The following is a 13,408-nucleotide window of genomic DNA, read 5'->3' on the forward strand; positions in this document are numbered from 1 at the left end:
GCCAAGCTTTTTAAATAACTTATATTCTATTAAAAATTTCTCTATTTAATTTGTTTTCGCTAGCAGCAACGATAAGTGCTGATGAGTTGGCAGCTGTAACATTTGTAGCTGTTCTACCCATGTCTGCGAGTGTAGAGATTGGAGCAAGCAGTACTACCATTTCTAGTGGCAGTCCCATTGCTGCAAATAAAGCAGTTGTTGTAATTGTAGCTGTTCCTGGCACTCCAACTGTTCCGAGTGAAACTAAAAGTGCAATTAAAATAAGTTTTACAAAGTCAGCAGGACCCCATCCTAGTCCCATCATATTTGCAACAAAAATAGCATTCATAACTGGCCAAAAGCCTGCACAACCTGGCATACCCATGGTTGCTCCAAGTGGAGCTGTAAATGATGCGATTTCTTCAGCTACACCTTGTTCTTCTGTTAAGTTTTCAACATTTGCTGGTATTGCTCCCATTGATGATTGAGTAGTAAAACCAATCATTGTTACTGGCCATACTTTTTTGAAATAGGCAAATGGATTAACTTTTGCAAATGCTGATACGAGCATACCTGTCCCTAGGAAGGTGTGGATTGCTGATGCCACATAGTTTAATACCAATATTAATATAAATGGTGCAATAGCTGTAGAATCAACCCTACCAACAGCATTTGTCATAAGAGCAAGCACTGCATATGGTGTTAGGCTTGTAATCATACTTGTAAGTTTAAATATAACTTCTGCAAGTGAGTTTGTAAATTCTGCAAATGGTCGAACTACTTCTTCCTTACCAGATTCAATTAATTTTAGAGCAGCTATACCAAGTAAAACTGAAAAGATAATAATTGGTACGATTTGTCCTTCAGCTGCATTTGAAACTATATTTGATGGAAAGAAGTTAGTGATAGTTTCTGCTACTGTTGGTACTTCACGTACTTCAGTATCAGCTGGTATATCAAAATTTACCCCTTGGCCAATCTTAAATGCTATTGCAAGGATAAGTCCAACAATAGATGCCATAACATTGTGTAAGCTTAAAATACCAATTGATTTTAAACCAACAGATCTAAGTTTTGTTAGTGAACCTGTATTTAGCATTGTTCTAACAATTGTAGTTAATAATAGCGGAATAACCATGGAATATAGCAAGTTAACATATATTGATCCAAAAATAGAAACATACTCGGTATTACCCCTAAAAATAAATCCTAAAATAAGACCTGCGATAGTACCGGTTATAACTCTTACACCAAAAGAAATACCACGCTTTTTCATCTGGTGGAGTACATAAAATAATACTAGTGTAACTAGTACGGCAACAAATTGCATAATTTCCTCCTAAACATATTATTATATTTGTCAGATATTATTTTAACACTTTAAAGCTGTTTTCACAAATTTTTTTATAAAATATTTTAAACACGTAATATTTTGCTAAATTATTTTACAAATACTATAAATTCAAAGGGTCTCAATAAGAGATTTTTAACAATTCTTCTTTTGCCATAATTGCCCAACAGATATTTAAAATCATTTATATCTATAAAATGAAAGCGAATATCAGCTAGGACTTCTTTTTGGCTAAAATTAGCAAAAACTATAACTTTTTGGTTCTCATAAGTTCTTACAAAGGCAAATATATCTGGATCATCTTTAAAAATTTCCCTATAAGTCCCATTGCTAATTGCTTTATTTTTAGTTTTTATATTGATTAGGTCTTTATAAAAATCAAATGTCTTATTTGTTAAATTTAGGACTTTATGATCATTTACATAAGAATTATTTTCAAAAATCCCCAGCTCTTCAAAATTTTCTAAAAAAATTCCACCCTTTAATAAAAAACTAAGACCCGCTGTCAGACTATGGCTTAAAAAAGGAAAGTTTTTCTTGTTGGTAAATCCTTTAAAAGCGTTATCTGTAATAAAAATTTGCCTTATATTTTGCTTATAAATTCTCGAAAAATATTTTTTTGCATCAATTAAACTCTCGAAATTTTGAGATTCAATTATCTTGTTAAATATATAATCAAAGTTATTGTAATTTTCATTTGATAAAAATTTTTGATAATTCAAATCATCTGAACTTATCTGTCCTATTGTAATAACATTTTTTCCTACAAAAGTATTTTTTGACAACTCCTTAAGGTAATCATAAAAGTTATCAAAGAATAATTTTTCAAAATTTGTAAAATAAAATCCATTTATACCATATTTTTTAAGGTAGTTTATAAATTGGTAAAAGGACTTGCGAATTTTGGGCTTTGACCAATCAATTTTTCCTAGATTGTCTAATAAGATTTTAGAAGTTTTTTCTATATCTATTTGTAAAAATAATTTAATATCATTTTTTGACAATAAGTCATTGCTTGCAAAAATTTCTTCCAAGATTTTTTCATCTATATAGTCAAATGGGCTAATAAGTATGCCATTGATTCCTAATTTTTTGTAATATGTAATTTTTTTATTTATTTGGGAGTGCTTCTCCCTATAAAGCACTAAATTTTGCATATTTACCTCTACCAAATATATTACATTTTAGTTTACTTTTCACAAATTATGAGGGTATAATATTGTGATTACAGAAAGAAGGTATAAATGTTAACCCTTAAAAATATTTCTAAAATTTATAAGACTGGAGACTTTGAACAAAAGGCCTTGGATAATGTTTCAATTTCCTTTAGGCAAAATGAGTTTGTCTCCATACTCGGCCAATCAGGTGGAGGAAAGACAACGCTATTAAATATCATAGGTGGCCTTGACCATTACACATCAGGTGACCTTTTGATAAACGGTAAGTCTACTAAAAACTTTTCTGACAATGATTGGGATTATTATCGCAATGTATCGGTAGGTTTTGTTTTTCAATCCTACAATCTGATTAGCCACCAAAGCATCTTATCAAATGTGGAGCTTGCTTTAACCTTATCGGGTGTATCAAAAGAAAATCGACGCGAAAAAGCAATAGGAGCGTTAAAAAAAGTTGGCCTTGGTGAACACATAAATAAAAAACCATCAGAATTGTCCGGAGGACAAATGCAAAGAGTTGCTATTGCGCGAGCCTTGGTAAATAATCCTGATATTGTCCTTGCTGATGAACCAACAGGTGCTCTTGATACGCAAACCAGCAAGCAAATTATGGATTTGCTAAAAGAAATTGCAAAAGACAGGCTAGTAATAATGGTTACCCACAACCCAGAGTTAGCTGAAGCCTATTCGACAAGGATAGTTCGTATAAAAGATGGACAAATAATTGGAGATAGCAATCCATTTACTGATCCAAATGAGGTGGATAATTTTAAGACAAAAAAAATAAAATTAGGTCTACCAACAGCAATCAGCCTTTCATTTAATAATCTTTTGACCAAAAAAGCTAGGACACTTTTAACTGCTTTTGCTGGATCTATTGGGATAATAGGTATAGCTCTCATACTTTCAATTTCAACCGGAGCCAATGATTTTATAGCTGATAGCCAAAGAAAAGCCTTAAAATCATATCCAATCCAAATTCAAAAAGAATCTGTAAACCTAGGATCACTAATCACCCCACCCAAAACTGAGGAAAAAAACCATAAGGATGACAAAATATATGCAAATAATTTCATCCTAGATCGCAGATCTGATTTTGCATCAAATGTTAAGGAAAATAACCTAACTCCCTTTAAAAAATTTATCGAAGAAAACAAAAATGAATTAGATAAAAGTGTAGGTTCAAATTTTATTTCTTATCTATATGATATGAACTTTGATATTTACACAAAAGATCCAAACGGTGAACTTGTAAATACCAATGGCGAGGACTTTGAGGAAAATAAACGTCCACCAATTGCTGACCTATTTGCACCAAGCCAAGATAATAAAAATTTTACTCAATTAATTAGTAGTGGTGATGGCAAAATCAGTCCAATAATCACTGACGAATTCGAGATAGTTGATGGAAAATGGCCAGAAAATGCTGACGAATTAGTTTTATTTACAGATTATAACAACGAAATATTTACTGGTCATATGTACGAATTAGGATTTTTGCCAGCTAAAGATTACAAGGAAATTATTTCAAAACTAGATAATAATGAAAAAGTAAATTTAGATCAAATTGGCATCAAACCATCAGAAATCATCGGACATGAATATAAAATCATCTCTCCTTCTGACTATTACGAAAAAGATGGTGATAGTTTTCTAAGTGTAAAAGATGATGAAGTGAAAGTAGATAAAATTGTAGAAAACGGTGTAGAAGCTAAAATAGTCGGCATTGCAAAAAGAAAAACAAATGATGATAATCAAGTTGTAAATGGCACAGTTGGTTTTACAGAAGGCCTTACAGACATGATGATTGACCATGCCAACAAATCTGAAATTGTAAAGGCACAAGTGGCAGATAAGGACAAAAACGTCCTAAACAATCTCCCTTTTAGGGCAAAAAATGATGATGAAAAACAAAAATCTGCTAGATATTTCTTAGAAAATTTAAATGAGAAAAGTTCTCTTAGCTTTTCTACCTGGATTGTTAGAAATAAGCCAGAAATTGCAGAACAAGCTCAAAAAAATGCCCAAGAGATGCAAATTAATGCCATGGCAAATCCTTCTATGATGGAAAATCAAAAGCCAAATGAAAATCAAAACCAAAACCAACTTTCCCAATATGTTCTAAATCAAAATGACAAAAAAACTTTAATTGATATTTATGACGAATTCCTATCCGGCAATTCCTATAACAAAAATCTCGAAGACCTGGGAGTTGTGAGCAAGGATGCACCAGCAGAAATTGACATCTATGTAGAAAATTTTGAAAATCGTGAAAATATTAAAAATGTAATCGATGATTACAACAAAGATAAAAGTGAAAAAGAACAAATAACCTACACAGATTATATTGGCCTAATCACAAAATCAGTGACAGATATTGTAAATGCAATCTCATATGTCCTAATCGCCTTTGTTGGTGTAAGTCTAGTAGTTTCATCAATAATGATAGGTATTATAACCTATATTTCAGTTTTAGAACGAACAAAAGAAATTGGGATATTAAGGTCAATTGGTGCTAGCAAATCTGATATTAGGAAAGTATTTATGTCTGAAACCTTTATAATCGGTCTTTTGTCAGGCTTGTTGGGTGTTGGAATTACAATGCTCTTAAATATTCCAATCACAAATATAATTCGTAATTTGACAGGAGTAGATTATATAGCATCAAGCCTACCTGTAGAAGCTGCTGGAATTTTAGTTTTAATTTCCATAATATTAACACTGATTGCAGGCATTATCCCATCATCTATGGCCGCCAAAAAAGATCCTGTTGAGGCCTTAAGGGAAGAATAAAAAATAAGCTGTGAATAATCACAGCTTATTTCTTTATTGATTTTCTTCTAAAATTATATTTACAAATTCTCTAAACATAGAATTTGATGCTGTAGCAAAGTCTTGGCTAGCTTCTTCAAAAGGTAAATATAGGTGCTCTACAAGTTGATTATCCACATAGAAAAGATAATTTGCCCTAAAAGTTCCATCGCTAACCTTACTTGGTACCACAATTTGAGCAACTGGTTTTTTATTCATTACCATAGCTGCTATTCCTAACGGCTTCACATTAGCTTGATCAATATCATTTACAGTTTGTAATTTTGATAAATCTTTATCATCCATTATTTCTTCTGGTTTTACTTCAAAATATCCTGGTTGAATACTTGCTAGATTTAGTTTGTCTTCGTAAAAGTTTACCGCAATGTCTAAGGCATAAACCTTACCCATATCTTTATCTTCAAACTCTTCAAATTTATACACAACCATCTGATCATTGTCTTTTATATCAATAACTTTTTTATCAAAATATCCATCTACAAACTTATCTACCTCATCAATACTAGAACCTGTAGGATTTTTATCCCAAAAGTCGTAGAATTTTCCATCATCTATCAAATCGTAAAATTTATACACAGCCTCATCATAGTCTGCTACTGAAGAAATTTTTAAACCAATATTGCTTAGCGCCTCAGCGTCTGTTGAGGTAACTTCAACCTCTGATACATCTTTTGTTCCATCTATGCTTCCATCAAAGGAAATAGGCTTTAATTTATCCTCATCCACCTTGTTATAATCTGAGAAATAGTTATTTATTAGTATTTGTATATTATCCTTACCTATTGATAATAAAAACTTATCTGGGTAATTATCATCATCTTCATATGTTACTACAAGTTTTTCTTCTAAATCTTTTAAATCTACACCTTCAACGCTTAGTTTAAATTGATCTTTAAATAGGTCAAACATTTTTCCAGCTGGATCATTTTTGTAATATAAGTATGTTTTGCCATCCTTATCTTCGTAGGCCTTTATACTAGATGAAAGTTTTTTAAGCTGTTCCATAAGCTGATTTATTTCCGGATTTACAGTAATTTGTACTTTACCATCTGGGGTTTTTTTACCTTCTACTTTACCATTTTCTAAAAATCTATAATAATTGTAGTCATAGGATGGATTGTTTGTATAAAAGTTTTCTTCTTCACTGGATTCTTGTTTATCGCTTTCATAGGTGGAGTCTAAAAAGTGTCCTTGGTAAATATCATCATCTTTATATTCAACTGCAGCCATAAAATACTGGCCACTTTTCTCTCCCATTGAATTAAATGCTACATAACTTTCATTTATAAGATTTTTTACATCTTCATCAAAAAAGGAATCAATCAACTCATCTGGATCTTTTTCACTTTCCACTAGACCAAGATCAGCAGGATCTTCATCAGCTATATCTAAAATGTCTTCTTCGAATATATCATAATCAGCCTTTACAAGTAAATCCGATCCATGGCTAGTAGCTTTTTTCTTATCCTCTTTTGTGTCTGACTCTTTATCTTCTTTATCTACTGGTTTTTCAATTTTTACAGAATTTTCTTTCTCGGTCGAATTTTCTTCAACTTTAGTAGCTTCTACTTTTTCATTTCCCTGCTTTTCATTGCCGCAAGCTGCTAGCACTGATATACTAAGTGCACATAATAAAATTTTAGAGTATTTCATAATTCCCTCCTTTTTAATTTAATATTATTTACCTAATACCCAAGTTTTTATAATTTATACATATTAATATATTTCAACATCAAAAATTGATATTTTTTGTCAAATTAATTTTTATTTTAATTTCCATATAATTTGCAAAATTTTTATCTTTTAAAAAGTATTTTGAGGGTACAATAACTATTATGAAGAAATTATTTTTAATAAGTTCTAATGCTGGTGCTAGTGAATATTTTTTTAGCAAAGAACATATAAAAGAAGTCTATAAATCAAATAATAAATTAGATGAGATAATAGTAGAAGAAACACAGTATGCCGGTCATTTGGAAAAAATTGTAAATAATTTTTTAAAAAGCAATTATGATGATAAAGTTATCATTATACTAGGAGGAGATGGATCTTTAAATGAAGTAGTAAATCTCTGCTATGGAAAAGATGTTACAATCGGATTAATTCCAACTGGTACCGGCAATGATTTTGCCAAAAACTTTGACTATAAAGATTTTAAAATCGAAGATACCTTTTATATCAAAAAAAATCCAATTGATTTGATAAAAATAAATGACAGATATTGTATAAATGTAACAAGCCTTGGTTTTGACACCGAAGTTTTAGTTAATGCCTACGACTACTTAGAAAAAGATAAATCCTTAGGCAAAAGAGCCTATTTGAAGGCTGTTAGAGATAGGGTACGTCATTTATCTTATAATCATTTGACCATGGATTTGATTTTAGAAGATGATTCAAAAATAAGTATAGAAAATGAATTTTTAATTTCTGCCATCTGCAATGGTGGTTTTTATGGTTCAGGATTTAATCCTGCCCCCGATGCCAAAATAGACGATGGAATTATAAATTTAGTCTTAGCTAGGAAATTTCCTAAGTTTTACCTACTAAGTTTAATCTTAAAATATAAAAAAGGTAGGCACCAAAGCTCTCCATATTTGGATGAGTTTAGGGTAAAAAAAGGAAAAATTTCTGCAAATTCAGATTTTTTGGCAAATATAGATGGAGAAATTTTTACAGATAAGAAGATAGAATTTGAAATACTGCCCCATGCACTAAACCGGGCATATTTTAGATAAAAAATCAGCAAAGAAATCAAACTTTGCTGATTTTTTATTTATTCTTTTATAAAGGCAATTGATTCATATGGTCTTAGGCTAATGGTATCTTTTATCTTACTTTCACCATAATTTCCTAAAAGATAGGTAAATTTATCATAATTTTCGATAATGTCCGTGATATTTACTTTAACTTGATTGGCAGAAAAATTATTTATATTTAATAAAATTTCACCCTCATACTTTCTTAGGTAGGCAAAAATATTTGGATCATTTTCTAGGATTGGAAAATATAAACCATCTGAAATTATATCTTTATTTTTCCTAAGTTCAATCAATTTTTTGTAATAATAGTAAACAGAATTTTTATCCTCTAGGGCATTGGCCACATTTATTTTTTTATAGTTGTTATTTACTTTTATCCAAGGATTACCATCTGTAAAACCAGCATTTGTGCTATCATCCCACTGCATTGGAGTCCTAGAATTGTCCCTTGATTTTGCTTTTATAATCTCAAAGGCTTCTTGATTTCTAAGTCCATTTTCAATTAGCATCTTATAAGCATTGTGACTTTCTATATCCTTATAATCATCCATATTTTCATAAACTGGATCTGTCATTCCAATTTCTTCTCCCATATAGATATAAGGAGTTCCGCGCATCATGTGTATGCTTTGGGCAAGCATGGTTGCTGTTTGATATGGATAATTTTCTACATCTCCAAATCTATTATTTGCCCTTGGTTGGTCGTGGTTGTTCCAAAAAAGTGCATTCCATCCTCCACCTTCTTGAAGTCCAATTTGCCAAGAATTTAAAATCTCTTTTAATTTTATAAAATCAAACTTAGATTTTGTCCATTTTTCACCATTTTCATAGTCTACCTTTAGGTGGTGGAAGGAAAACACCATTGATAACTCATCCCCTTTTGCAGAGGAATATAGTATTGAGTTTTCAATATTAGTTGAGGACATTTCTCCAACTGTGATTATATCTTCGTATTTTCCAAATGTTTTCTGATTCATTTCCCTTATCCAATCATGGACAATTGGAGTATCTGTGTATAGTGATTTTTCTTGGCTAATATCCCCTGTGCTGTCGGCAAAATTTTCATGCTTGCCTATTACATTCAAGACATCAAATCTAAAACCTTTTATACCACGGTCTATCCAGTAATTTACAATCTTAAATACTTCTGCTCTGACATTTGGATTATGCCAATTCAAATCAGCTTGGGTTTTATCATAAAGGCACAAATAATATTTGCCCGTATCACCAAATTCTGCCCAAGCTTGGCCACCAAATTTTGATTGCCAATTTGTAGGCAAGGACCCATCTTCTTTTGGATCTCTAATATAATAAAAATCTTGATAATATTTTTCACCAGCAAGGGCCTTTTGAAACCATTGGTGCTCAGTTGATGTATGGTTAAAAACCATGTCAAACATAAGTTCCAGACCATTTTCCTTGCATATTTTGATTAAATAATCTAAGTCACTTTCACTGCCAAATTTTTCATCTATATGGTAGTAGTCTGCTATATCATATCCATTATCATTTTGTGGTGAGATAAAAAATGGATTAAGCCATAGCATATCTACACCCAAATTTTTAAAATAAGAAGCCTTAGAAGCTATGCCTCTAAGGTCTCCTATGCCATTTCCACTCGTATCCTTAAAACTTCTAGGATAGACCTGGTAAATAACTTTTTTTCCTAAATTCATAATCATCCTTATTTAAAGCTTGGTGTTTTAAATTCAATTTTATTTTGGAACATTTTTTTCTTATTAAATATTACTGTCAATATAAATGGTACTACAATTGCTATTAACATTGCAATTATAAAAGTTATATAAGATTCAGCCTTAATAGATAAGATGCCTGGTAGACCTCCGACACCTATATTGTGAGCCATTGTTTTTGTAAATACTGAAAATAAACCAGCAAAACCTGACCCAATCATACCGGCTATAAATGGATAACCATATTTGATATTGATACCAAACATGGCAGGTTCTGTTACTCCAAGATACGCAGAAATCATTGCTGGAACAGAAATTTGTTGCTCATCCTTATCGCCACTATGAAGGTAAATAACAGCAAGAACTGCAGAACCTTGGGCAATATTTGAAAGGGCAATCATTGGCCATAAAATTGTACCACCAAAATCATTTGCTAATTGCAAATCTATGGCATTTGTCATGTGGTGAAGACCTGTGATTACAAGTGGAGCATAAAAGAATCCAAAAACTGCACCAAATAACCAGTTTAGTCCAGATGTAAGGCCAGCATAAACTCCATTAGAAATCCAAGAGCCTATTTTCCAACCAATAGGTCCTAAGATTACGTGAGCTAGGATAACTGCTGGAAGTAGTGATAAAAGTGGCACAAAAATCATAGAAACTGCTTGGTGGATGTGCTTTTTCCAAAATCTTTCAAGATAAACTAGGGTAAAACCTGCAAGCATAGCTGGGATAACTTGGGCTTGGTAACCTATTCTCTCGATTTGAAAACCACCAAAATCCCAAATAGGAATCTCACCACCACCTGCTATAGAATAAGCATTTGCAAGAAGACTTGGAGAAACCAAACAAATCCCTAAAACTATACCAAGAACTTGGGTTGTCCCCATTTTACGAGTAATAGACCAAGTAATATGAACTGGTAAATAATGGAAAATTGCTTCACAAATTAACCACAAGAAATCGTTTGTACCAGCCCAAAATTGGCTTGTTTCAACAACAGTTTTACCGCCAAGGCTTGCAAATTCAATTTCACCTATAATATTTCTAAAGCCTAATAATAGACCACCAACGATTATTGCAGGTATAAGTGGAGCAAATATTTCAGCTAAAACTGATGCAAATTTTTGTAGCCAGCTTTGGTTTTTCTTAGCATCTTGTTTAACTTCATCCTTGCTAGCCTGATGAGCATTAGAAAAACTCATAAAATCATTATAAAATTGGTCTACATCATTTCCAATAATTACTTGAAATTGACCAGCTTGAGTAAAACTACCCTTTACTGATGGTAGGGTTTCAATTTTGTCAATTTGTGCTTTTTTAGGATCATTAAGAACAAAGCGCATCCTGGTAACACAATGAGTAACCGATGAGATATTGCTATCTCCTCCAACATATTCTAGAAGCTTTTTGGCTTCATCAACATATTTTCCCATAATTCCTCCTATAAATTTATAATCACTTTCATTATAAAACATTTTCCTGATAGTGACAATTAATACCATTATAATAAATTGGTAAATAAATTATAAATTTATATGAAATTATTTAGAATTTAAAATTTTTTTCCAAACTTTTTTGAGTTTTTATAGTGACAAAAATGTATAATATAAGTTCTACAATGACAATAAAAAAGATATCAAATTCTTTTAGATCTCCTATTTTTCCATTTACATATATAATCAAAGTTATAATAAAACATATTATCCCCAGCATCAATAAGTACTTAGCAGCATAGTTATTAGCAAACTTCCAAGCTTCTTTCGAGCTTTTGCTAATCTTAGTTCTAAAACCACTGCAATCTGAAACTTCTCTTTTAGAAAGCTTTAAATAATAAATACCAAGTGAAATCATTGCTAGAGGCATTATAGATAGAATTAAATTTTTAAACATACTATCCTCCTTTTTGTTAATTTAATTGTTTGTTAATTATTTACCCTATATTCGTAAATTTTTAACATTTTTATTTGTTTTGTTAAATTATGATATTTATAAAAAAAGAGGCCATTTTTAATGACCTCATACATATCTAATCTTCTTCTGATTCGATTCTGTTTTTTACAAATTTTTCTGCTGCTTGTTCTATTTGTTCGTTATCAATATGAGATCTTTCTATTAGTTTTTCTAATCTCTTTTTATCTTCTTTACTAAAGTCTTCATTATCATCTACTTTTTTTCTCATATAATGGCTAATTCCCAATCTTTTATAAGATTCGTATTTTATAGATGATCTTTCTTTGTACCAAGCTGCTACTAATACTATCATCATTAGTATACCGATATAGCCAATTATTGGATAAAATATTGATACTAACTCCTTAAATCCTCCAAAACTTAATACAAAACCGATTAGGGTTAAGACTATTAAAAATATTTTAAATCTTTTTTCTTCACCCTTTGAAAACCTACGTGCTAATGCGTAAAAAAGTGAAATACCTGTATTAAATATCATGCCAAAAATTACTAGTGCCATTAGTATTCCAAGTATAGGATTTATAGATTCGATTATGTAAAGCATTGGTATATCAAGTTTTCCTACTTCATCAACCCTTATAAAAAGTGTAAATGATATTAAAATTCCAAGTATACCTGCTATCGATCCACCTAATAGTCCACCTATTCCTGCATCTTGGGTATTTAATTCTTCTCCACCTAAAACAAGCCCCATGGAAACTCCACTCATAAGACACATTCCGTAATAATTAAATGTTGAGAATATTAGGCTATTAAAGTTTGATGGTAAAGCTTTTGCTATATTATTTATATAATTCCAATCTGGATGATAGTTAAAAAATGTATACAAAGAACCAATTAATGTAAAAATAATAATTAATGGTGTAAAAGAACCAATAATTTTCGAAACTTTTTCAAAATCCATCATGCCAACTATAATTATTAGACTTGCACATATGACTTGACCTATAGATTTTTTTAATCCAAAGGCTTCATTTAAATTTGATCCAGCTCCAGCTATCATTACAAAACCAATTACAAAGCAAGTAAATATTAGGGAATAGTCCATAAATTTTCCCATGTACTTATTGGTAATTTCTCCAAATACTTCTGAATGATTTGTTGCCATATAGTGAGAGCCTAGTTGTAAAAGTACTCCCCCTATCAATGTATGTAATAATCCTACCACACCTGCTCCAATTAGACCTGGCATGCCTAATGAAACAAAATATTGCAAGAGTTCTTGGCCTGAAGCAAGCCCTGCTCCTGTAACTACTCCTACATAGGCTAACATTATTACTAGTGATTTCTTATTCATATTTCCTCCGTAATATATATTATACTTTTTTATAGAAATATGTAAATTATAATAATTTTTTTAAGTAAATTATTAAAATTAAAATCTCTTTTTTATTTATAGTTATTATTTATGATAATTTTTAAATTTTAGAAAATAAAAAAGAGCAAGCCATAGCTTACTCTTTTAGTTTATTAGTATAATTTAATATTTAAATTATTTATCGATTTTTGTAACAACACCTGATGCTACTGTTCTACCACCTTCACGTACGGCAAATCTTAGTCCTTCTTCTAGGGCGATTGGTTTTTGTAGTTTGATTTTGAAGGTTGCGTTGTCTCCTGGCATTACCATTTCTACGCCTTCTT

Annotated in this window: 9 protein-coding genes and 1 pseudogene; 2 read left to right on the forward strand and 8 right to left on the reverse strand. The window is 31.0% G+C overall.

What is annotated here, in order from left to right; genetic code table 11:
• Nucleotides 1-19 precede the first annotated feature (19 nt).
• Nucleotides 20-1,309 carry a dicarboxylate/amino acid:cation symporter gene (locus OC526_RS07880; protein WP_262123328.1) on the reverse strand — a complete coding sequence of 430 codons (1,290 nt, stop codon included), beginning with the start codon at nt 1,307-1,309 and terminating at the stop codon, nt 20-22.
• 110 nt (nt 1,310-1,419) lie between these two features.
• The gene (locus OC526_RS07885; RefSeq protein ID WP_262123330.1) at nt 1,420-2,487 is read right to left on the reverse strand and encodes an alpha-glucosidase C-terminal domain-containing protein; all 1,068 of its coding nucleotides are present in this window, start codon (nt 2,485-2,487) and stop codon (nt 1,420-1,422) included.
• 87 nt (nt 2,488-2,574) lie between these two features.
• Between OC526_RS07885 and OC526_RS07890 the strand changes: the two genes are divergently transcribed.
• On the forward strand, nt 2,575-5,298 hold the full coding sequence (locus OC526_RS07890) for an ABC transporter ATP-binding protein/permease (protein WP_262123331.1): 2,724 nt from the start codon (nt 2,575-2,577) through the stop codon (nt 5,296-5,298).
• Nucleotides 5,299-5,331: 33 nt separating this feature from the next.
• Here the strand turns inward: OC526_RS07890 and OC526_RS07895 are convergent, their stop codons facing one another.
• Complete coding sequence (locus tag OC526_RS07895; RefSeq protein ID WP_262123332.1) at nt 5,332-6,990, reverse strand: hypothetical protein; 1,659 nt, start codon at nt 6,988-6,990, stop codon at nt 5,332-5,334.
• 182 nt (nt 6,991-7,172) lie between these two features.
• On the opposite strand from OC526_RS07895, the gene OC526_RS07900 reads away from it, so the two are divergent.
• Nucleotides 7,173-8,072: a diacylglycerol/lipid kinase family protein gene (locus OC526_RS07900; RefSeq protein ID WP_262123333.1), complete on the forward strand. Its 900-nt coding sequence runs from the start codon at nt 7,173-7,175 to the stop codon at nt 8,070-8,072.
• Nucleotides 8,073-8,110: 38 nt separating this feature from the next.
• Here the strand turns inward: OC526_RS07900 and treC are convergent, their stop codons facing one another.
• From treC to tuf, 5 genes and pseudogenes are all read right to left on the reverse strand, one after another.
• Nucleotides 8,111-9,772 carry an alpha,alpha-phosphotrehalase gene (gene treC, locus OC526_RS07905; RefSeq protein WP_262123334.1) on the reverse strand — a complete coding sequence of 554 codons (1,662 nt, stop codon included), beginning with the start codon at nt 9,770-9,772 and terminating at the stop codon, nt 8,111-8,113.
• An 8-nt stretch (nt 9,773-9,780) separates the two neighbouring features.
• Nucleotides 9,781-11,226 (reverse strand): PTS system trehalose-specific EIIBC component, encoded by a 1,446-nt coding sequence (gene treP, locus OC526_RS07910; protein ID WP_262123336.1) that lies wholly within the window; start codon nt 11,224-11,226, stop codon nt 9,781-9,783.
• A 112-nt stretch (nt 11,227-11,338) separates the two neighbouring features.
• Nucleotides 11,339-11,683, reverse strand: coding sequence for an SdpI family protein (locus tag OC526_RS07915; RefSeq protein WP_262123337.1), 345 nt, complete (start codon nt 11,681-11,683; stop codon nt 11,339-11,341).
• A gap of 136 nt (nt 11,684-11,819) precedes the next feature.
• Nucleotides 11,820-13,061 (reverse strand): hypothetical protein, encoded by a 1,242-nt coding sequence (locus OC526_RS07920; RefSeq protein WP_262123338.1) that lies wholly within the window; start codon nt 13,059-13,061, stop codon nt 11,820-11,822.
• Between the two features lie 195 nt (nt 13,062-13,256).
• Nucleotides 13,257-13,408 (reverse strand): annotated as a pseudogene (gene tuf / locus OC526_RS07925) (elongation factor Tu); the annotation flags it as partial.

Origin of the sequence: Anaerococcus sp. Marseille-Q5996 (assembly GCF_946893725.1) — a bacterium.
Classification (GTDB): domain Bacteria; phylum Bacillota; class Clostridia; order Tissierellales; family Peptoniphilaceae; genus Anaerococcus; species Anaerococcus martiniensis.